The organism is Halococcus salsus (genome assembly GCF_009900715.1).
In the GTDB taxonomy this organism is placed as follows: domain Archaea; phylum Halobacteriota; class Halobacteria; order Halobacteriales; family Halococcaceae; genus Halococcus; species Halococcus salsus.
On the sequence record NZ_JAAAJC010000003.1, the window covers coordinates 221,914 to 243,619 of the forward strand.

Consider the following 21,706-nt stretch of genomic DNA (forward strand, 5'->3'; position numbering starts at 1 on the left):
GGTGAGGTGTACGCCGGTGAGGAAAGCTTAAGAGGCCGGTGTCTGTCGTGGTAACATGCGACTCGATGTCGACAAGGAGCGGCTCGTCGAGACGATGCAAGCCCAGGCCGCGATCGGCGCGACCGAGAACGGCGGGCTCCACCGGCTGACGCTCTCGGACGAGGACCGGGCGGTCCGCGACTGGCTTCGCGACGAGATGGAGGACCTGAACCTCGACGTCCGGGTCGACGCGGCGGGCAACATGTTCGGCCGGCGCGAGGGGACCGCGGACCTCCCCACCGTCCTCGTGGGCTCGCACATGGACTCCCAGCCCTACGGCGGGATCTACGACGGCCAGCTGGGCGTGGTCGCCGCGCTCGAATTCGTTCGCTGTCTCGAAACCGAGGGTATCGAGACCGACCATCCCGTGGAGGTCGTCAACTGGACCAACGAGGAGGGCTCGCGCTACCAGCCCGCGATGCAGGGCAGCGGGATCTGGGCCGGCGTTCACGACCTCGAAGAAGAGTACGACCAGACCGACGAGGACGGGCACCGGTTCGAGGACGAACTCGAACGCATCGGCTACAAGGGCGACGTGCCGGCCGAGCCCACCGAGGAGTACGAGGCCTACCTCGAACTCCACATCGAGCAGGGGCCCTACCTGGAGGAGGGCGGCCACGACGTCGGCGTCGTCACCGGCGTGGTGGGGTTCACGTGGGGTGCGATCACCTTCTACGGCGAGGCCGACCACACGGGGCCGACGCCGATGGAGTACCGTCGGGACGCGCTGGTGCCGGCCGCCGACGTCATCACGCAGATCCGGCGGATCCCGGGGACCCTCGGCGAGCGCACGGTCGGCTCGACGGGCTACATCGACGCCAGCCCGAACTCGATCAACATCATCCCCGGCGAGGTCACCTTCACCTGGGGCTTCCGTGACCCCTCCGACGAGATCGTCGAGGAGGCCTACCAGCGCGTGCTGGCGGAGGCGGAGGCGGCCGCCGAGCGCGAGGGTGTCGAGTGGGAGCACGAGGAGCGGATGCGTGCGCCGTCGGTCGAGTTCGCCGACCAGTGCGTCGAGGCGGTCGCGGGGGCGGCCGACGACGCGGGCTACGACTCGCGGTACATCTTCAGCGGCGCGGGCCACGACGCGACCCACATGACGTCGCTGATGGACACCGGCATGGTGTTCGCGGTCAGCGACGACGGCAAGAGCCACAACGAGGCCGAACACACCAGTTGGGACGACTGCCACGCCGCCGTGACGACCACGGTCAACGCGGCCTACGACCTCGCGACGGAGGAACCATGACGACGTTCGACCGGGTCGGGATCTGGAACTGGGAGCGCCCGGACATCGCCGAGGAACTCCACTACGCACAGTACGCCGAAGAACAGGGATTGGATTCGGTCTGGCAGGGCGAATCCCGGCTCGTACGCGACGCGATGACCGTGATGGGGGCCTACACCCAGGTCACCGACGAGATCGACATCGCGCCGGGGGTGACGAACTGCTACACCCGAAACGTCGCGCTGATGGCCCAGACCTTCTCGACGCTCGACGAACTCTCCGGGGGACGAATGAAACTCGGGATCGGCGCGTGGTGGGACCCGCTCGCGAGCAACGTCGGGATCGACAGGGAAAATCCGCTCCGGCGGATGTGGGAGTACTGTACCGTCACGAAGCGACTGCTCGACCTCGAGAACGTGACCTACGAGGGCGACACGCTCTCGGTCGAGAACATCGAACTCGACCTCGTGCGCTCGAACGCCGACGCCCGCGACGTCCCGATCTACGTCGGCGCGACCGGCCCGACGATGCACAAACTGACTGGGGAGCTCGTCGGTCTCGGGGTCTGCGGCGGGGTGTTCATGAACTACCTCATCCCCCCGGAGCACAACGAACTCGGGGTCGAGAAGCTCGAAGAGGGGATCGAAAAACAGGGCGGCACGCTCGCGGACATCGACCGACCACAGCTCATCGCCGTCTCGATGGACGAGGACTACGATGCCGCCGTCGAGAACGCCCGCCACCTCGTGACCCAGTACATCGGCCAGCAGCCCCACATCCGGAAGGCCTGCGGCATCGACCCCGAACGCGGCGAGGAGATCAAAGAAGAACTCGGAAGCTGGCCGGCGAAGGAGGCGGACATCGAACGCGCGTCCCGACTCGTCGACGACGACGTCGTGACGAACGTCGTGGCGGCCGGGACACCCGAGGACGTGGTCGAACGCGTCGGGGAGTACTGCGAGGCGGGCTGTACCGAGCCGGTGGTCTACTCGCTCGGTGACAACGTCGAGGAAGTCATCGACGTCTTCGCCGAGCACAAAGCGTCGTAGAATTCGGGGAGTTGTTCCTTCCTACTCCGCAGTCCGAGTGTGGCCCGCCGGGCCCCAATCGGGGACCTCGCGCGCGACGAACTCGCCGTGGCCCGGTTCACCGACTATTTCGCCGTCGTCGGCCACGAGCTCGCCCCTGACGAAGGTCTTCTTCACGCGGGCCTGGACCTCGCGCCCCTCGTAGATCGAGAACTCCGAGACCGAGTGGTTGTTCGCCGGGTCGATCGCGTAGGTCTCTTCGGGGTCGAGGAGGACGATGTCGGCGTCGGTACCGGGTTCGAGGGTCCCTTTTTGGGTGAGGCCGAACGTTCGGGCGGGGTTGGTAGCCATCACCTCGACGACGAGTTCCGGGTCGAGCCCGCGGCGATTGACGGCCTCGTCGTAGAAGACCGGCAAACTGACCTGGAGCGCGTTCGCGCCGAAGGCGCTGTCCCACCAGTGCTCGACCTCCTTCTGGTCGAGGCGATAGCCACAGTGGTCGGTCGAGACGACGCCGATAGTACCGGATTTGATGTACTCGAACATCGCTTCGATGTCGTCGGGTTTCCGGATCGGCGGGGCGATCATCGGGAGGTTGCCCAGCTCCGCGAAGATGCTGTCGTCGAGCGTGCAGTAGTGGGTGCAGGTCTCGGTGCGGATCTGGCTGCCGTCCACCTGGTACGAGTCGATCACGTCGGCGGCCGCGCGACAGGAGGTGTGGATCCCGTAGTACTGCAATCCCGTTTCGAGCGCCATCCGGACCGCGTCGTCGGCCGCCATCGCCTCGACGTAGTCGGGCCGCGACTTCGGATACCACTCGGGGTCGCCCTTGCCCTCCGCCTTGAACTGCGCGTTGAGGTGGTCGACGAGCGAGTCGTCCTCGGTGTGGAAGACGCCGACCGCGCCCTCGTCCGCGATGTGCGCCATCGCCCGGTGCATGAAGCCGTTCGAGAGGCCGTGTTCGTAGGTGGTGAACATCTTGAACGACGAGACGCCGGCGTCGATCACGTCGGCGAGCTCGTCGAAGACGGCGGGGTCCTCGCGCGTGATCGCGCCGTGGAGGCCGTAGTCGATCAGCGCGTCCGCGCCCTTCTCCCGCTTGCGTTCGACGCCGTCGAGGAGCGTCCCCGGCTCGTCCCAGATGCTGAGGTCGCCGGCCCAGGCCTGCCAGGCGAAGTCGATGTAAGTGGTCGTCCCGCCGGCGGCGGCCGCGCTCGTCGCCGTCTCGTAGCTGTCCACCGAAAACATGTCGTCGACGTGGACGTGGACGTCGACCGCGCCGGGCATGACCAACTGGCCGGTCGCGTCGACGGTTTCGGCCGCCTCGGGCAGGTTCTCGGGGTCCCCGATGGCGACGATGCGACCCTCGTCGATGGCGATGCCAGTCTCGGTGCGCCCCTCGGCAGTGACGACCGTTCCGCCGGTGATGCAGCGGTCTACAACCATGCACAGTGAGACCATGGCACGGGTATAAAATTTGTGATCCCCACACTGGATGGCGGATCGAGGGTCGGTGTGGAAACGAGCCGCCACGATGGAACGAAGATCGGAAGGAGGCTACCGCGACCGGTGGTCGGGCGGACCGAACGAAGCGGTGACCACGAGGACGAGCGGACCTCGGGGACGAACGTACGAACCGTTCTTCGGCGATCGAGGATAGTGTTGAAATTCGTTCCCCTAAATTCGATCAAGTTCGAACTTCGTACCGGTTAGTAGCCAGATCGTCGTCTAATGTCTTAATACCACTAGTATCGACGTAACAATCATAGGTCCATTACAGACTTCCGATCAGAAGTAATTGCGTCTCCGGGATCGTTAATCTTCGAATAGTCGACCTGAAATGGATATCCGACGTCGTTTCGTCCCGAGGAAATCGACGACGAAGTCACCGTCCCGCGAGCGAGGCGCGAGTTCGTACTTCTGACTACCGGAAGAAAGGGCGACGACGAAGGAACGGAACGGTCGACGCCGGTGTCGTACCAGCATTAAGTGATTACAGTTCGTTGGATGACAGCGTCAGTTCGTCCAGCGTTTCTTCCCGGGCTCGGTGTCGGTTTCCGTCGGAGCGGAAGCCGCGCCCCCCGTCCGGACCGTCCTGTAGGAGAGCCCCGCTTCGCTCATGAGTTCCCGGACGCGACGGAGTTCGTACTCGACGCCGAACGTCTCGGCGATGTACTCGCGCGCGAGCGCCGGCGTCCACGTCGAGCGGTCGTAGCCGAAGTCGGTCGGCGGTCGATTGAGGGCGTCTTCGAGTCGGTCGCGCTGTTCGTCGTCGAGTTTCGGCGGGCGACCCGGTCGCGGCGCGTCGTACACCACTTCCTCGACGGGTTCGTCCGCGAGCCGGTCGAGCCGACGGAGCCAGTTGTAGATCGTCTTCTCGGTTCGACCGTACATCCGCGCCAGCCGTCGCTGTGAGAGCCCCTCCTTGTAGTTGAGCCCGACCATCACACGCTGTGTGGCCCGTTTTCCCTCCACCTCCGCGAGGATCTCCCGGAGGTCGTCCGCCGAGACGTCTTCGAGGTGTGCCATTGCGGACGGGAGGCGAACGATACGTAAAGGGTTTTCGCCGGTTTTCGAACCGCTTCAGGCCTCGTCGAAGAGGGTCTCGCCGGCGACGAGGTGCTCGCCGACGGTGTCGAGGTCGAGCGTGAGCCCGAGACCAGGCTCGTCGGGGATCGGGAGCCGACCCGTTCCGAGCACCGTCTCCTCGACCAGGTCGTCCCACCAGCCGAGCTGGTAGGAGTGGTACTCGACCGCCAGCATGTTCGGGATCGCCGCCCCGACCTGTGCGCTCGCCATCGTGCCGATCGGCGAGGAGACGTTGTGCATCGCGAGCGGGATGTAGTAGTCGTCCGCCATGTTCGCGATCTTCATCCCCTCGCGCATCCCGCCCACTCGCGGGATGTCGGGCGTGAGGATGTCGACCGCTTCGTTCTCGACCAGGTGACGGCTCCCGTGGGTCCGGTAGACGTTCTCGCCCGTCGCGACCGGCGTGGTCGTCGCCTGGGTGACCGTCCGCTGGACGTCGTGGTTCTCGGGGGGGATCGGGTCCTCGAGCCACCAGATCGGGTACTCCTCGAGCGCGTAGGAGAGGCGTTTGGCCCCGTCGGCGGTGTACGACCAGTGGCAGTCGAAGGCCACCTCGGCGCGGTCGCCGACCCGGTCGAGCACCTCGCGCACGATCGCTTCCTTGTGTTCGATGTCCCGCGGCGAGAGGTGACGATTTGCTCTGTCCTTCTCGTCGCCCGAGGGCACGTCGAGGTCGAACTTGATGGCGTCGTAGCCTAGTTCGTCGACGACGCGTTCGGCCTCCTCGGCGTTCGAGGCGGGTTCGGCCTCGTTACCGGCGTGACAGTCACAGTAGACCCGGACTTCGTCGCGGTACTTTCCTCCGAGAAGTTGGTAGGCCGGGACACCGAGGAGCTTGCCCGCGAGGTCGTGAAGCGCGATCTCGATGCCCGATATCGAGGAGATGGCTTTGCCCGCGATCGAGCCCTCACCCGACATCTTCTGGATCAGGTGTTCGTAGAGCCGGTCGATGTCGAGGGGGTTCTCGCCAACCAGGAACGGTCGCATTCGCTCGATGACGGCGGTCTCGCCCCCGCCCCAGTAGGCCTCGCCGGTGCCGACGACGCCGGCGTCGGTGTAGACCCGGACGAGCACCCACGGATAGTTGCCGTCGACCATCGCGGTCTGGACGTCGGTGATCTCGGCGTCACGGATCGACGCGTCGTCCTGGATCCCCATCGAATCGCCCGAGAGGTCCCGCATCGTGTACTCAGCGTTCGGGTCGCTGAGCTGTGTGTAGTCTACCATCGTCGGTAGTGAGTTCACCGGAGAGGCATAAATACGGATCGGAGCATCGCCACTCGTTCCGGGAGACGGCGCGAGCCGACCGACACGAGGTAGCAAAACCTATTAGCACCGCCCTCGGAATCGCCATCGATGTCGGATTTGGAAATCACGGATTTCGAGACGTACCTCGTCGCGAATCCCTGGAAACCCTGGGTGTTCGTCGAAGTCGAGACCAACGAGGGTGTCACCGGGCTGGCCGAGGCGACGACCCACGACAAGCCGCGAACCGTCGCCGCGGCCATCGACGAGATGTCGAACTTCTTCATCGGGCGTGACCCCTTCGACACGGAAGCGCTCTGGCTGGAGATGTACCGCGACGAGTGGTTCTCGAAGGGCGTCATCAACACCACCGTCTGCTCGGCGATCGACATGGCCTGCTGGGACATCAAGGGGAAAGTCCTCGACAAGCCCGTCTACGAGCTTCTCGGTGGGGCCGTCCACGGAACGGAGCTTCGGACCTACGCGAACGGCTGGTATCAGGACACGGGCCACACGCCCGAGGGCTTCGCGAAACAGGCCCAGAAGGTCGTCGACGACGGCTACGACGCGATGAAGTTCGATCCCTTCGGGACCGCGTGGCAGTCGATGTCCCGGAAGGAGCAGAACAATTCGGTGAACATCGTCGGCGCGATCCGCGACCAGGTCGGCCCGGACGTCGACCTCATGATCGAGTGTCACGGCCGCTTCTCGGCCGGACAGGCCGTCGAGATCGCCCGCGAGATGGCCGAGTTCGAGCCCACTTGGTTCGAGGAGCCCTGCCCCCCGGACTCGATCAACAGCCTCGCGGAGGTCGCGCGGAAGTCGCCGATCCCCGTCTCGACGGGCGAACGCCACATGACGAAACACGACTTCTACGAACTCGTCACGCGAACCGACGTGGACCTCTTCCAACCCGACCTGATGAATACAGGAGGGATCACCGAGGGCAAGAAGATCGCCGGCCTCGCCGAGGCCGACCACGTCGACCTCGCGCCGCACAACCCGCAGGGGCCTGTGGCGGGCGCTATCTACGGCCACTTCTGTACCTCGATCCCGAACTTCCGGATCCAGGAGATGTTCCAGACCTACGACGTCGACTGGGTCGACGACCTCATGAACAAACCCCTGGTCGTCGAGGACGGCTACATGCAGATCCCGGAGGGCCCCGGCTTCGGTATCGAACTCGACCACGACGTCGTCGAGGAGCACGAGTACACCGAGGACAAGGTCCACACCATCGACCTCTGGGAGAGCGGCTGGGAAGAGCGCGCCGACGAGAAGCGGTAGACCGACACCCGCACCCCACGACCGGCCCGACGGTCGTAGCGGTTCGGTATCGCGAACCCTTTTTATCGAACGACCGATGATACGTGGGTATGTCACTCACAGACTGGCTCGACGACTACGAGGAGCGGGACTGGCAGACGGCGACCGACGGAACGGTTCGCTACGCGCTGGTCGGGCTCGGCTGGTGGGCCACCGACGTCGCGATGCCCGCGATCGCCGACTCCGAGTTCGGCGAGACCACAGTGTTAGTCAGCAGTTCGAACGAGAAGGCCGAGCGGGTCGCCGAGGAGAACGACGTCTCCCGGGGGATAACCTACGACGAGTTCACCGAGGGCGAGGCGAGCGAGGAGTACGACGCGGTCTACGTCTGCACCCCGAACGCCCACCACCTGGAGTACGTCGAGGCGGCCGCCGAGCTCGACAAGGGCATCATCTGCGAGAAGCCGATGGAGGCCAGCGTCGAGCGCGCCGAGCGGATGGTCGAGGCCTGCGAGCGTGAGGACGCCCCGCTGATGATCGCCTACCGGATGCAGACCGACCCCGCGATCCGGCGCGGGCGCGACCTCATCGAGGCGGGCTTCGTCGGCGACCCCGTCTCGGTCTACGGCCACAACTCCCAGCCGCTCCTCGAGATGATCCCCGACACCGACCAGTGGCGGCTCACCCCCGACCTGACCGGGTACGGGACGAGCGTGATGGATCTCGGGATCTACTCGATCAACACCGCACGCTACCTCCTCGACCGCGACCCCGTCGCGGTGCAGTCGATGCTCGCGACCGAGCACGACGCCTTCGAGGGGCTCGACGACGAGCGCGCCGCGTTCATGCTCGACTTCGACGGCGTCGAGATGGTCTCGACCGCCACCCAGAACGCGCACAACGACTCCCAGCTGGTGGTCACCGGCACCGAGGGCCAGATCGAGTTCCGGCCCGCCTTCCACGGCGAGTGTCGTCTCCGTATCGCCCGCGACGGCCGCTCGGTGGACTTCGACCGCGAGGAGTTCGGGGCCGTCGAGGAGATGCGCGAGGAGTTCGACTACTTCGCCGACCGGCTCCTCACCGACGCGCCGGTCGACCCCGACGGCGAGCACGGTCTGGTCGACCTCCAGGTCGTCGAGGCCATCCACGAGGCCACCGAAACAGGTGGAACGGTCGACGTCGGGCGATAAGGGAGCTTTTGGAGAGGGTTCGTCGGCGTTACTCGGTCTCCCGGTCGACCGCGTCGGTGACGTCCGCGAGGTGGTCGGTAAAGAGCCCGACCTCGACGCCGAGGGTGACGTACTGCACGCCGGCCTCGATCCAGCGGTTCGCGATCTCGGGGGTGTCGGCGAACGCGCCGACGACGACGTCGGCCTCGGCGGCCCGCTCGCAGACGTGGTTCATCAGCTCGACGACCCGATCGTCGGTGACTTCCCCGGGGATCCCCAGCGACTGCGAGAGGTCGTACGGACCCAGGAAGACCACGTCGATCCCCTCGACCGCGAGGATCTCGTCGATGTTCTCGACGCCGCGCTCGCCCTCGACCTGGACGACGAGCAGGGTCCGTTCGTTCTGGTCCTCGGTGTAGGTGTCGCTCCCGACGTACTCGCCAGCGCGGACGTACTGGGAGAGCCCGCGACTGCCGAGCGGGTCGAACCGGGCGGCCTCGACCGCCGCCTCGGCGTCGGCACGGGTCTCGACCTGGGGGACTTGGACGCCCGCGGCACCGAGGTCGAGCGCGCGCTGGATCTCGGCCTCCTCGTTGGCGCGGACCCGCACGAGCGGGGCGACGCCCGCGTTCTGGGCCGCGGCCGAGAGGTCGAGCGTGGTCTCGGCGGTCAGCGGGCCGTGTTCCTGGTCGTAGACCACGAAGTCCATCCCGGCGACGCCCACCATCTCGGAGACCATCGCGGAGTCGAGGAGCTGGAAGGTCCCGACGGCCACCTCGCCGTCCCGAAGCCGGTCGCGGATCGAGTTCGTTAGCATACCCCCTCCTCCTCTTCGAGGGGATAAGAAACGCCCGGTGGACCGACGCTGACCCGTATCGATCCCCCGCGGTTCCTGTGTGGGGGGTCGGTCGTTTTGGGGGAGGGGTAGAGCAGCCGAAACTAGTCGGTTCTACCGAAGAACGTGACGCGCAGTTCCACGATGAAGAACGCTCAGCGTGCTGAAAGCGATGTAGTTTCACCAAATGAAGTTTCGTTCATCGATCGAGAACGCCGCAGTCGGGTTCGAAACGGGAGTCAGTATGGGGGAGTAGTGACGGAGCGACTGGTGAGGGTATAGAGGGGGCGTGCGCTCGGAAGCGAGTGCCGGTACAGGTCGTGATACGGCGCATCGCCGGCCGTCGTCCGAGGGGATCTCATCGGATCGATCGAGTTCGACAGTCCTGAATTTCGAAGGATCGAACGTCAGCACCGAATTAGACCCGATATCGAACGATCGTCGCTCGTCTTTCGGGAGAAGATCGAGGATAAGGGGCGAAGATCGGTGCCGAACCCGAGAAGGGAACCCCACAGTAGTCGAGCGGCGTTCATCCATAACGAATACGATGGATTCGACGCACGGTGGCGTCACCGATCGTTTCGACGAGTTCGTCAGGCCAGGATGGGGTCGTCCGCCGGCGACCGGTTCGGCGTCGGCGCCGACAAGGGTTAAATAGCGCACCGCCGAAGGGAGGACGAATGCAGCAATCGAGCACGGCGTCGAGAGCCGAGAGCGACGAGCGGACGTGCAAGATCGACCGGATCGCGGTCGAGTACGACCTCGGCGACATCGCCGAGGAGCTCGGGGAGCTCTGGACGCGCGAGGAGGAACGGTACAGCCTCCGACGGCTTGCGACCCACTTCAATCGCCGCCTGCTCCGGGCCGCGATGGAGCGAAACGGGATGGACGTCCTCGAGGGCGAAGCCGAGAACACCTACCGGCTCCTCACCGACGACGACGTGAGCGTCGGGACCCGAACCCAGGCCCGCAATCGCCTCCGGAAACAGGGGGTCGACATCGAGGCGGTCGAATCCGCGTTCGTCTCCTACCAGACCGTGAACCGTCACCTGAAGGGCTGTCTCGACGTCGAGCGCCCGGCGGAGCCGGACGAGGACGACATCGAGAAGGCGACACAGCGCATCGCCGCCCTCCGCAACCGAACCGTCGTGGTCACCGAGAACACCCTCTCGCAGCTCCGTTCGGCCGACGAGATCACCCTCGGCGACGCCGACGTCTTCGTGGACGTCACCGTCACCTGCGCGGACTGTGGGACCCACACCACCGCCCGGGAACTCATCGCCGACGGCGGCTGCGACTGCGAGTGAGCACGGGCCGTAACACCCATACTTGTGTTATCGGGTCTGGAAACGGGACGAGACGGAGGTTTTCGGCGACGACCGAGTCGGGTCTAGACGAAGAACGAATCAGCTGTCGTCAGAAGAATTCACTCGTCTTTTGCTCCCCGACCTCGATGTTTGTAGCGGTTCGGTAGTAGTCTCGGTGGAGAAACTTGACCCAACACTCGGCGAGTGAGTGGGACATCGTCGAGACACGGATCGTTGATCGGTCGACGTTACGACCGCGTCGCGCTCCAGACCCGGTCCCGACGACCGTCGGTTTCGGTACCGGCCGCCACCGACCTCGTTCGGGTCGTGGTACACGACAAGCCGGCCTCCGACATCAACCGACGAACGTGTCGTCGGCAGTACTCCACGTCGAAGGTCTCCGCGATGTAGCGCTGGGCGAGGGTCGTCGTCCACGCCGTCGCGTCGTAGCCGACCGCCGTCGGCGCGTCGTGGAGCGCCGCCGCGAGTCGGTCCAACTGGTCGGGCGAGAGCGCCCGTGACTGTCCGGGTTTGGGGCCGCGTTTCTGGTCGTAGAGCACCTCCGCAGGTGGTTCGGTTTCGAGTCGGTCGAGCCGGGCGAGCCAGTTGTGGACGGTCCCCTCCGAGACGCCGTAGCGCGCCGCCAACGTCGGCTGGGTGACCGACTCCTCCTTGTAGTTGAGCGCGAGCATCAGGCGCTGTGTCGGTCGTTTGCCCTCGACCTCGTCCAGCAGACCACGGAGTTCGTCGGCGGTCACGTTTTCGAGATGGGCCATACCCTTTGTCGGGGCTCCACCATCAAGTAACTTGAGCCATCTCGGTTCGAGCGGACGAGGCCGTCGACTCGCGTGATGGTTCGTGTAGCACGAAACAATGTGGATAACTCGAACTGTCGACCCAGATCGAGCAGCGAGTTTTGATCTCTCGTCAGTGGCCGACGCGTCCCTCGTAGACCACCCCGCGACCGGCGTCGAGGGTGACCTCGTCGCCGTCGGCGAGCGAGTCGGGGAGCGAGACGTTCGAGACCATCGGCAGGCCGGTCTCGCGCGCGACGATCGCGGCGTAGCCCGTCACGCCCTGGTGGGCGCTCACGACCCCACCGAGTTTCGTCGGATCGCCCGTGAACTCGTCGTCGAACGTCTGCGGGACGAAGAGGACGGCCCCCTCGGGTACGGTCGTGAGGTCACCGTCGGGCGCGTGGTGGAGCGGACCGGCGACCCGACCCGTGACCACCGACCGGCCCGAGGCGAGCACCTCGGCGGCGACGTGGAGTTTGAGCATGTTGGTCGTGTTCGCGCCTTCGAGGTCGGTCATCAGCCCCGCGAGCACCACCACCGTATCCCCGCTTTCGGCGACGCCCGCCGCGAGCGTGGTCCGGACCGCGTTCCGGATCACGTTGTCGGTCCCCTCGCCTTCGCCGGTGAGCGGCGCGTATCGAGGGAGGACGCCCGCCGAGAGACAGAGCCGCCGGCGCACGCGGTCGTCGGGTGTGACCGCGACGATCGGCACCTCGGGACGGTATTTGGCGGTCTTGAGCGCGGTGTAGCCCGACTCGGTGGCCGCGACGACCGCGGTGGCGTCGGTGTCGCGGGCGAGGTAGCGCGCCGACCGCGCGAGGACCCCAGTGCGAGAGTCGTCGGGCTTCGGGACGGCCTGCTCGACGTGGTCGTCGTACTCGGGGCTGCGCTCGACCTCGCGGACGATCCCACTCATCGCCTCGACCACTCGAACCGGGTGGTCGCCGACCGCGGTCTCGCCCGAGAGCATCACCGCGTCCGTCCCGTCGAGCACCGCGTTCGCGACGTCCGAGGCCTCCGCCCGAGTCGGTCGGCGCGAGTGGGTCATCGTGTCCAGCATCTCGGTCGCCGTGATGACCGGTGTCCCCTCCGCGAGACACTCCCGGATGATCCGTTTTTGGATCAACGGGACCTCTTCGAGCGCGCACTCGACCCCGAGGTCGCCCCGCGCCACCATCACGCCGTAGGCCGCCGCCACGATCCCTTGGAGGTTGTCGACCGCGTCGGCGCGCTCGATCTTCGCCACGACGGGGATGTCGGCGTCGCGGGCTTCGAGCGCCTCGTTCACGGTGTAGACGTCCGCGGCCTCGCGAACGAAGCTCATCGCCACGAAGTCCACCTCGGCCTCGGCCGCGAGGTCGAGTTCGCGCTCGTCGGCCTCCGTCAGCACGTCGAAGCCGAGGTCGACACCGGGGATGTTGACGCCCATCCGCCCGCGCATCGACCCGCCGGAGTCGACGTGGGCGCGCACGACCTCGCCGTCGACCGATTCGACGGTGGTCTCGATCCGGCCGTCGTCGAGCAGGACGGTGTCGCCGGGCTCGACCGCGGTGATGGATTCGGAGAGGCCGACCCGGTCCGACGACGTTTCGGCACCCTCGACGAATTCGACGGTCGAACCCGCCGCGAGGTCGAGGTCGGCGTCGAGCGGCGCGGTCCGGACTTCGGGGCCCGAGAGGTCGAGCATCGTCGCGACCGAGTCCTCGGTGGCCTCGTCGACCGATTTGACTCGTTGAATGAGGTCGGCGCGCTCGTCGGTGCTCCCGTGGCTCGCGTTGAACCGCGCGACCGACATCCCGGCCGCGACGAGCGCCTCGATGGTCTCGCGGGACCCCGAGGAGGGCCCGAGGGTGCAGACGATCTTGGTGTTGTTCATGCGATCACCCACTCCCGGGCTGGTACTTCGGTCCATCGGTCGGCCCGATGGCTCATAGCACGACGGTCTTGCGGCGGACGAACCGCTCGATGCTCACGCCGATCCCCTCCCGACCGATCCCGGAGGCCTTGTTGCCGCCGAACGGGAGGTCGCCGAGACCGTGCGAGGGCGCACCGTTGATCCGCACCGCGCCGGCGTCGATCCGGTCGGCCAGGTCCATCGCGCGGTCATGGTCGGCCGTGAAGACCGCGGCGTCGAGCGCGAGGTCGCCCGCGTTCGCCACCCGTACCGCCTCGTCCTCGTCCTCGATAGTGGTCACGGCGACCACGGGCCCGAACTGTTCCTCGGTCACGATCCGCGCGTCGTGGGGCACGTCGGCGAGCAGGGTCGGCTCGACGAACCGGCCCTCCCGACCGCCACCGCGAACGAGCCGCGCGCCCTTGTCGAGCGCGTCCTCGATGAGCTCCTCGACCCAGTCGGCTTGATCCTCGGAGATCAGCGGCCCGAGGTCGGTCTCCTCGTCGAAGAGGTCGCCGACGACCCACTCGTCCATCGCGGGCTCGATCCGTTCGACGAGGTCGTCGTGAACCGACTCGTGGGCGAGCACGCGCGAGACCGCCGAACACCGCTGGCCGGCGTACTTCAGCGAGCCCTTCGCACAGGCCGCCGCGGCGGCGTCGAGGTCGGCGTCGGGGAACACCACCGCGGGTGCGTTGCCCCCGAGCTCCATCAGGAGGTTGACCATGCCGCTCTTGTGCGCGACGTGCTCGCCCGCGCTCGACGAACCCGTCATCACGATCGCGTTGACCGTGTCCGACCCTGCGAGTACGTCGCCGATCTCGCTCGCCGCACCCGGCACGAAGTTGAACGCGCCCTCGGGAACCCCGGTCTCGGCGATCACCTCGGTGAGAATCCGACCGGTGACCGGGGTCTGGCTCGCGGGCTTGAGGACCACGCAGTTACCCGCCGCGAGCGCGGGGGCGACGTGGAGCGCGGTCGTCATGAGGGGGTAGTTGTAGGGCGCGATCGAGAGAACCGTTCCAACTGGTTCGGGTTTGACGAGTGCCTCCCAGCCCTCGTGGCCGTCGGTGGTGCCGGTGCGGTGCTCGCCGGTGAGGCTCCGGGCCTCGCCGGCCGCCCGCCGGAAGCGCTCGGCGGCCGAATCGACCTCGCCGCGGGCGCTCGATACCGGTTTGCCCGCCTCCCGGACGATGGTCTCGGCGAGTTCGTCCTTCCGGGCTTCGAGCCCCGCGGCGATCGCGTCGAGCCACTCGACGCGTTCGGGGATCGTGGTCTCGCGCATCCGCGCTTCGGTTTCCGCCGCCGCATCGAGCGCCGCGGTCGCCTCCTCGGGACCGGCGGCCGCGATGTGCGCGAACGTCTCGCCCTCCTCGGTGAGGTCCTCGACCGACAACCGCCCGTCGGTCGCCACCCACTCGCCGCCGACGTACGGACCGCTCCGCTGCTGCTTGGTTGCGGATGCCATAACCGATCTTTCGCGGGCGGACACAAGAACGTTACTGCGACGAACGATGATGGTGTTCCCGTGGTTCCGCGATCGACCGGGACGGCATCAGGCCGGTCCCGAATCGAGCGGAGTCAGGGACATCGTTCTGTAGAACAGAACGAATTGGTCGGGATCGGTCCTTCATGGACCGACCCGGCTCGGTCAAACGGATCTGCGGAACCCGTACCGGTGGAAACGCTGGGTCCGGGCGACGGGACGAAGCCCACTGTTCGGAAAGACAGAACACTCATGTGGGTACGCGACCGGTGTACCGTATGGATACCTCCGAAACGCCGAACGTCCCGGTGAAATCGGTCGAACGGTCGATACGGTTGGTCGAGGCGGTGCAGCGCCGGAGCGGGGCGAACCTCACCGAGCTCGCGGACGACCTCGGCGTGGCGAAGAGCACCGTCCACAACCACCTCCTCACGCTCGAACGCCACGGCTACCTCGTTCGGACGGACGACACGTTCCACGTCGGATTCCGGGCCCTCGACCACGGTGGGTTCGCACGCGAACGGGTCCCCGGCTATCGGTTCGTGCGCTCGGAGCTCCACGACCTCGCGGACGAGACCGGCGAGCTCTGCCAGTTCGTCGCCCGACAGGGTGGCGAGGGGTTCGTACTGTTCCAGACCAGGGGTTCGGACGCCGTCGAGACCCAGTTCCGGGTCGGGTCACACGGTCCGCTCCACAGCCTCCCCGGCGGCAAGGCCGTCCTCGCCCAGCTCCCCGTCGAACGCATCAGCCGGATCGTCGAGGAGAACGGGCTCGGGGCGACGACGCCCGCGACGATCACCGACCCCGGGGAGCTCTTCACAGAGCTCGAACGGACCACCAACCGTGGATACGCCGTCAACGACGGCGAATACAGCCCCGGCCTGAACGCGGTCAGCGTCCCGGTCGAATCGGACGCGGCGGTCCTGGGCGCGCTCTGCGTCGTCGGTCCAACCCACCGACTGAACGACGACGCCACCGAACGACGCCTCTCGAATCGGCTCCTCGAAGCCGCCAACGAACTCGAACTCAACGTCACCTACTCGCGGGCGTAGACCGAACCCCGACCCGACGACAAATTCTGGATAGCAGAACACGTAGGCGAAAGAGGAGAGGTCGGCACCGAATCGCGATGAGACGAGGGGCGTGACCGCTTCATAACAAATGTAGATTTGTTCCAAACCAGTCCGCCATCGGACGGTCGATCATCGAGAAGGATGCTTCGACACTATAAAAAAATGCACAGTCGCTCTCGTGAACTCGCTTCACATCGAGGGAGTTCCCGAGTCTGGATCCTCAACGGATCGAAGGAGTACGTGCGGGAGCAGAGCCAATTCGGATTCGCTGAGGACACTCTGATGGGGTCGAGCTGCACAACAACGACATCTGTGATGGAATGATCAGGGTAGTCACGGCCGAAGCCCGACGGATGACCTGCTCTCACCGGCCAACGATCCGGTCGCTATCGATCGCTCGGTAGAGTACGAAATCGAGATATTTCGGCGGATCTCCGGCGTTTTATTCAGCTAATTGGGGAATTAGCGGATTCTAATTCGACTTCGTGGCCTCTCGATAGCGGTCTCGTCGATAGTGTCGAAGTCCGTCGGCGTGTGGGAAGATGTTTGTAACTCGTTCCTTCGGTTTCCCGTCATAAGGACTGGTCCGCAGTCGAATCCACGAGTCGGACGGACGAACGGGATCGACTGGTCAATCCATGTGTTCCGCGTAGAGCGCCGACCGGTCGACGATGTTCTGGACGGTGGTTCTCGTTATCCCCGCGAGCTTCGCGGTCGAGCGCTTGCTCTTGCCGTCGCGGAGCCGCTCGATGACCAGCAGCGCGGTGTTGAAGTCGTCGTTGGGGACCAGTCGTCCGTTCTCGCTGTCGAACCCGTAGGGCGGCCGACCGACGTGTTTGCCGCTCGCCTTCGCGGCGTGGATCCCCTCGCGCGTTCGTTCCGTGCTCACCGACGCCTCGATGTCCGCGGCGATCGACAGCCCCTGCAGTATCGCGCGCTCGTCGGGAGTGTCGGTTCGGTCGGCGTGAACCGTCCCCGGCTCACCCAGTTCGAGACCGATATCGAGGACGTGGAGCGCGACCCCCGCGTCGAGGAGCGTCTCGACGAACTCGTCGAAGTCCACGACCGTCTTCGCGACGCGCGCGGCGTCGGTGACGATGACTCGTCCCACCGCCGCCGTCGCGACCCGGTCGAGCATCGCCTGATAGCCCGACGACTGGTCGGCACGCGCTTCGGCTCCCTCGTCGGAGAACATCGACACGTTCGCCGGGTTGAGGTCGAGGTCCCGCTCGGCGTAGTCGAGGATGCGCTCGCGCTGGTCCGCCACCGTCCCCGTGTTTGGCAGAACGCGGACGTAGCCGACCGTCGCCCCTTCCGTCGTGCTTGTATCGCTTTGTGTCGCCATCGATCGAGGTTCGTTGACGGTCTCGGTTGCCGCCGATATGTGCGTTGCGGATGGCCGGGCGGTGGCCGTCCACGCCGGTTTCCCGTTTCGGCGACGGATCGTGACCGAGGCCTGATTTTAACCCAGGGGTTATTAACACCCTGCCAGTACAAGCCGGCCCGGTATCCGGACGCTGGCCATAGGCTGCATACATCTCTCTCGACGGTATCGTAGCCGACACGCTTGAGAGGGTGGTAGAAACTAATGGATATGAGCAATCGAGCGCTGGGCGAGAGCATACAATGACTGGCGACCGAGGGTCGGCCTCGACGCGACGGAACGTCCTCCGTGCTGGGGCGCTCGCGGGGGTTGGAGCGCTCTCTGGATGTATTGGGTCGGGGGCGACAGCCGGGCGAGAGCTGACGATCGGCTATCAGCCGTACTACGCCGAGGCGTGGTCCGCCGTGGTGATAAAGAACGCCGGGTTGGCCGAGGAGTTCCTCCCGTCGGGCTACTCGGTCAAGAACTGGGACTCCGCGCTGCAGGGGTCGATCGTCGGGACGCGGATGATCTCGGGGAAGAACCAGGTCGGCTACACGGGCGACATGCCGACGATCACGGCGATCGCGAACGACAGCACCCCGATCAGCGTCGTCGGTCTCGCGGGCTACTCGGAGGGTCAGCAGTGCAGCCTCGCGGTGCGACCCACCGGTTCCGGAGTGACGGAGGTCCAACAGATGGACGGCCGGGACGCCGCGGTCACGACCGGGAGCTGCACCCACCGATTCTACCTCAACGTCGTCGAACAGACGGGCGTCCAACCGAACCTCGTCGACAACTCGATCGGGAACATCCTGGCCGAGATCCGCCAGGGCTCGCTGCCGGTCGGCTTCGGCTGGGAACCGAACATGGCCCGAACGGTCTACCAGGAGGACGCCGCCGAGTACTTCATCAGCGGTTCGGAGTTCGACACCGGCGACGCGGCGGGGATCATCATGCCCGACTCGTTGATCGAGAACGACCGGGAAGCCGCAATCGGCTGGCTCAAGGCCGAGCTCAGGGCCAAGGAGATCATGGCCAACGACCACGAGCGCACGCTCGACCTCGTCGCCGAGGAGGGCGACCTCGCGACCTACGACCGGTCGGTCCTGCGCTCGTGTCTCTACGAGAGCCTCCAGCTCGACCCCTCGATCAACCGACTCGAACTCATCACGGACTACGCGGCCGTCCCGCAGGCCAACCGATTGATGACTCAACAGGGTCCACGGTTCCTCCAGGACCAGGGTGCGATCGCCGCGCTGCCGGCCGATTCGAGGTACAAACCCGGGCTCACGCAGACGGCGGCCGACGAGCTCGGCGTCGGAACCGGACTCGACCGGTTCGACAGGTCGGACGGATCGAATAAGTCGAGTTCGAACACGACAGGGACGAACGCGAGCACGTCCGGAGGCGGGCGATGAGCACGCAATCGTTCTCCGAACGGTTGCTCGGGGACCGGGCGGGTCTCGGCGTTCCGCGTCGGGTCGTCCAGTTCGGGTCGGTGCTCGGGTTCCTCGTCGTCTGGTGGGCGCTCGTCCGGTTCGGCGTCCTCGGCTTCGAGTACCTGGCCGACCCGGTCGAGACGGGGACGAACATGCTCGCCTACCTCGCCGGCGAACCGATGGCGAGCGGCGGGACCATCTATCTGCACGCGGCGTACTCGACCTTTCGCGTCGTCTTCGGCGTCGGCATCGCGGCGGTGCTAGCCGTCCCGCTCGGGCTCGCGATCGGGACGAGCCAGCGCTTCGAGGACTACACGTTTCCGGCACTCGAGATCCTCCGACCGATCCCGCCGGTCGCCTGGGTCCCGATCAGCGTCCTCCTGTTGCCGGCACTCGATCTCCTCGGGATTCAGGTCAGCCTCGCCGTCCTGTTCGTCGTCTTCATCGGGGCCTTCTTCCCGATCCTCATCAACACGGTCGAGGGCGTTCGCACGATCGAGGACGAGTACACACGGGCCGCCCACAGTCTCGGTGCGGAGGGGCTCCAGGTCTTCCGGTACGTCGTCTTCCCGGCGACGCTCCCGTCGATCCTCACCGGGATATCGATCAGCATCGGCCTCGGCTGGATCACGGTCGTCGCCGCCGAGATCATTGCCGGCAACTACGGCCTCGGGTACACGATCTTCCAGGCCTATCGCCTGCTCCAGACCGACGTCGTGCTCGTCGGGATGGTCGTGATCGGCGTGCTCGGCTACGCCTCCTCGGCGCTGGTGAACCGCTACGCCGCACGACGGATGCCCTGGAGCGAGCGTGAGAGCCGATGACGGGAGCACACCACGGCCGCGTCGCCGTCCCGCCGACCGCCGGTCGCACGACCGTACCGACTACCGAACGAACTCGACCGACCAACGACCACCAATGAGCAACACCGACCAAAACACGACCGAGGCTGTGACCAGTACCGAATCGAAGACCGCGGCCGCGACGAACGGAACGCGGGGGAGCGAAACGGGGGCGATCGAGATCGACGACGTCACGAAGGTGTACGACCCCGATGGCGACCACGTCGTCGCCGTCGAGGACATGAACCTCGACATCGGGGCCGACGAGTTCATCACGATCCTCGGTCCCTCGGGGTGTGGCAAGAGCACGGTGATGGAGTGCATCGCGGGCTATCTCGAACCGACCGAGGGCGAGGTCCGCGTCGACGGCACCCGCGTGAACGGTCCCGACCCCTCCCGGGGCGTCGTCTTCCAGTCCAATCGCCTCTTCCCGTGGCTGACGATCGCCGAGAACGTCCGGTTCGGCCCACGGATGCGAAACGAGGTCGACGACGAGCGCGTGAACGACCTGATCACGCAGATGGGGCTCGACGGCTTCGAGGATTCCTATCCCCACGAGCTCTCGGGCGGGATGCAACAGCGCGCCGAGCTCGCCCGGCTGTTCGCGAACGACCCGGACATCATGCTGATGGACGAACCGTTCAGCGGGCTCGACGCGATGACCAAGGAGCTGATGCAGGAGGCGCTGCTCGAGGTCTGGGAGAACGAGAGCCGAACGGTGATCTTCATCACCCACGACGTCGAGGAGGCGATCTTCCTCGCCGACCGGGTCGTCGTGATGAGCGCCCGACCGGGTCGAGCCAAGGACGTCCTCGACGTCGACCTCGACCGACCCCGAAACCTCGATATGATCACGAGCGACGAGTTCACCCGCGTCAAACGCCGCGCGCTCGACCTCATCCACGAGGAGGCCGAACGCGCGATGGAACAGGCCGCGGGACGGGTCGATTGATGGCGACCGTCGAGAACGAACGCGGCTCCGAGTCGGGATCGGGGTCCAGCTCGGGGACCGGTGGTTCGGTCACCGTTCCGCGGTCGGTCCGCCGTGTCACCTCGGTGCTCGCCTTGCTCGTGCTCTGGGCACTCGCGACCAACTTCGGGCTGCTCAGCGAACTGCCCTCGCCGCTCGCCGTCGGGACGACGTTCCTCGACCAGTTCGCCGAGGTGTCGTTCTGGAGCGCTGCGGCCGTGAGCACGGCCCGGATCTACGTTTCGTTCGTCCTCGCGCTCGTCCTCGCCGTCCCGATCGGGTTGCTGATCGGCTGGAACCGGACGTTCGCGGACGCGGTCTATCCGGCGCTCGAGATGCTTCGCCCGGTGCCGCCGGTCGCCTGGATCCCGGTCGTCGCGCTCGTGTTCCCGATCGTCTCGGTCGGGGCCGGTGCGCTCGACTACCCGGTCGATACGGGCATCCTCTTCATCACGTTCCTCGGGGCCTTCTTCCCGATCCTGCTCAACGCGATCAGCGGGGTCAAACAGATCGACGAGGAGTTCCCCCGGGCGGCCCGGTCGCTCGGGACGTCGCCGTTCCAGACGTTCCGATACGTGGTCTATCCCGGCGCGCTGCCGTCGATCCACGCGGGAATGGTGAGCGGGATGGGGCTCGCGTGGGTCAACCTCGTCGCCGCGGAGATGATCGCCGGAAGCGGGCTCGGCTACCTCACCTGGTCGTCGTACATCGCCGGCGACTACGCGAGCATCGTCGTCGGTATGCTCTCGATCGGCCTGCTGGGATACTGCTCCTCGCTCGTCATTCGCCGGATCGGCACGCGTCTGCTCCCGTGGAACAGCACGGAGTGAGCGGGAAGGGAGAAGCCACGGGAGCGGTGTCCGCTCCCTCGGAAACGCGACCTCAGTTCTCCGTGTTCGAAAGTCGGTAACGGAGCCGAGCGAGTTCACACCCACTCGTAGAACCGTTCGAACTCTCGACGACTGGGTGCGCGATCTCGGACTACTTCCATTATTTCGGAAAGTCCGTACGCATTGAGTCGATCTAGACCATTCTATATCGCAATATGTAATTTACCGCTGAGTAGCACGGACGTCACAGGCCATACGACGGACGATCAGATCTATTCACTCGAAACCGCAACGAACGAG

General features: G+C 66.0%; 18 protein-coding genes. 10 read left to right on the forward strand and 8 right to left on the reverse strand.

The window, feature by feature from the left end; all coding sequences use genetic code 11:
• Nucleotides 1–55: 55 nt before the first annotated feature.
• The gene (locus tag GT355_RS10645) at nt 56–1,291 is read left to right on the forward strand and encodes a M20 family metallo-hydrolase (RefSeq protein WP_160134620.1); all 1,236 of its coding nucleotides are present in this window, start codon (nt 56–58) and stop codon (nt 1,289–1,291) included.
• Nucleotides 1,288–2,319 carry an LLM class flavin-dependent oxidoreductase gene (locus GT355_RS10650; protein WP_160134621.1) on the forward strand — a complete coding sequence of 344 codons (1,032 nt, stop codon included), beginning with the start codon at nt 1,288–1,290 and terminating at the stop codon, nt 2,317–2,319. Before GT355_RS10645 ends, GT355_RS10650 begins: the two co-directional genes overlap by 4 nt.
• A gap of 21 nt (nt 2,320–2,340) precedes the next feature.
• Here GT355_RS10650 and GT355_RS10655 read toward each other — a convergent pair whose 3' ends face one another.
• The 3 genes from GT355_RS10655 to GT355_RS10665 all read right to left on the reverse strand — a co-directional run bounded on the left by GT355_RS10655 (nt 2,341) and on the right by GT355_RS10665 (nt 6,114).
• The gene (locus GT355_RS10655; RefSeq protein ID WP_160134622.1) at nt 2,341–3,744 is read right to left on the reverse strand and encodes a dihydroorotase; all 1,404 of its coding nucleotides are present in this window, start codon (nt 3,742–3,744) and stop codon (nt 2,341–2,343) included.
• A 570-nt stretch (nt 3,745–4,314) separates the two neighbouring features.
• The gene (locus GT355_RS10660) at nt 4,315–4,827 is read right to left on the reverse strand and encodes a helix-turn-helix domain-containing protein (protein ID WP_160134623.1); all 513 of its coding nucleotides are present in this window, start codon (nt 4,825–4,827) and stop codon (nt 4,315–4,317) included.
• A gap of 54 nt (nt 4,828–4,881) precedes the next feature.
• Complete coding sequence (locus tag GT355_RS10665) at nt 4,882–6,114, reverse strand: mandelate racemase/muconate lactonizing enzyme family protein (RefSeq protein ID WP_160134624.1); 1,233 nt, start codon at nt 6,112–6,114, stop codon at nt 4,882–4,884.
• Nucleotides 6,115–6,243: 129 nt separating this feature from the next.
• Between GT355_RS10665 and GT355_RS10670 the strand changes: the two genes are divergently transcribed.
• Both GT355_RS10670 and gfo6 read left to right on the forward strand, forming a co-directional pair.
• Nucleotides 6,244–7,419, forward strand: coding sequence for a mandelate racemase/muconate lactonizing enzyme family protein (locus tag GT355_RS10670; RefSeq protein WP_160134625.1), 1,176 nt, complete (start codon nt 6,244–6,246; stop codon nt 7,417–7,419).
• A gap of 89 nt (nt 7,420–7,508) precedes the next feature.
• A complete protein-coding gene (gfo6, locus tag GT355_RS10675) occupies nt 7,509–8,588 on the forward strand; it encodes a D-xylose 1-dehydrogenase Gfo6 (protein WP_160134626.1) in 1,080 nt (359 codons plus the stop codon).
• Nucleotides 8,589–8,616: 28 nt separating this feature from the next.
• Here the strand turns inward: gfo6 and GT355_RS10680 are convergent, their stop codons facing one another.
• The gene (locus tag GT355_RS10680; RefSeq protein WP_120074124.1) at nt 8,617–9,384 is read right to left on the reverse strand and encodes an HpcH/HpaI aldolase family protein; all 768 of its coding nucleotides are present in this window, start codon (nt 9,382–9,384) and stop codon (nt 8,617–8,619) included.
• A 698-nt stretch (nt 9,385–10,082) separates the two neighbouring features.
• On the opposite strand from GT355_RS10680, the gene rdfA reads away from it, so the two are divergent.
• On the forward strand, nt 10,083–10,709 hold the full coding sequence (gene rdfA, locus GT355_RS10685) for a rod-determining factor RdfA (RefSeq protein ID WP_120074126.1): 627 nt from the start codon (nt 10,083–10,085) through the stop codon (nt 10,707–10,709).
• A 248-nt stretch (nt 10,710–10,957) separates the two neighbouring features.
• Here the strand turns inward: rdfA and GT355_RS10690 are convergent, their stop codons facing one another.
• The 3 genes from GT355_RS10690 to GT355_RS10700 form a co-directional block, all read right to left on the reverse strand.
• Nucleotides 10,958–11,485 carry a winged helix-turn-helix domain-containing protein gene (locus GT355_RS10690; protein ID WP_160134627.1) on the reverse strand — a complete coding sequence of 176 codons (528 nt, stop codon included), beginning with the start codon at nt 11,483–11,485 and terminating at the stop codon, nt 10,958–10,960.
• Between the two features lie 151 nt (nt 11,486–11,636).
• Nucleotides 11,637–13,382 (reverse strand): pyruvate kinase, encoded by a 1,746-nt coding sequence (gene pyk / locus GT355_RS10695; RefSeq protein WP_160134628.1) that lies wholly within the window; start codon nt 13,380–13,382, stop codon nt 11,637–11,639.
• A 52-nt stretch (nt 13,383–13,434) separates the two neighbouring features.
• On the reverse strand, nt 13,435–14,868 hold the full coding sequence (locus GT355_RS10700) for an aldehyde dehydrogenase family protein (protein WP_160134629.1): 1,434 nt from the start codon (nt 14,866–14,868) through the stop codon (nt 13,435–13,437).
• 296 nt (nt 14,869–15,164) lie between these two features.
• Between GT355_RS10700 and GT355_RS10705 the strand changes: the two genes are divergently transcribed.
• Complete coding sequence (locus GT355_RS10705; RefSeq protein WP_160134630.1) at nt 15,165–15,938, forward strand: IclR family transcriptional regulator; 774 nt, start codon at nt 15,165–15,167, stop codon at nt 15,936–15,938.
• Nucleotides 15,939–16,590: 652 nt separating this feature from the next.
• On the opposite strand, the gene GT355_RS10710 is transcribed toward GT355_RS10705, so the two are convergent.
• Nucleotides 16,591–17,304 carry a recombinase family protein gene (locus tag GT355_RS10710; RefSeq protein ID WP_160134631.1) on the reverse strand — a complete coding sequence of 238 codons (714 nt, stop codon included), beginning with the start codon at nt 17,302–17,304 and terminating at the stop codon, nt 16,591–16,593.
• Nucleotides 17,305–17,585: 281 nt separating this feature from the next.
• Here GT355_RS10710 and GT355_RS10715 point away from each other — a divergent pair, with 281 nt between their 5' ends.
• The 4 genes from GT355_RS10715 to GT355_RS10730 all read left to right on the forward strand — a co-directional run bounded on the left by GT355_RS10715 (nt 17,586) and on the right by GT355_RS10730 (nt 21,406).
• A complete protein-coding gene (locus GT355_RS10715) occupies nt 17,586–18,743 on the forward strand; it encodes an ABC transporter substrate-binding protein (protein WP_160134632.1) in 1,158 nt (385 codons plus the stop codon).
• Complete coding sequence (locus GT355_RS10720; protein ID WP_160134633.1) at nt 18,740–19,588, forward strand: ABC transporter permease; 849 nt, start codon at nt 18,740–18,742, stop codon at nt 19,586–19,588. The genes GT355_RS10715 and GT355_RS10720 overlap by 4 nt, the downstream gene beginning before the upstream one ends.
• A gap of 94 nt (nt 19,589–19,682) precedes the next feature.
• Nucleotides 19,683–20,558, forward strand: coding sequence for an ABC transporter ATP-binding protein (locus tag GT355_RS10725; protein WP_160134634.1), 876 nt, complete (start codon nt 19,683–19,685; stop codon nt 20,556–20,558).
• Nucleotides 20,558–21,406: an ABC transporter permease gene (locus tag GT355_RS10730; RefSeq protein WP_160134635.1), complete on the forward strand. Its 849-nt coding sequence runs from the start codon at nt 20,558–20,560 to the stop codon at nt 21,404–21,406. Before GT355_RS10725 ends, GT355_RS10730 begins: the two co-directional genes overlap by 1 nt.
• Nucleotides 21,407–21,706: the final 300 nt, after the last annotated feature.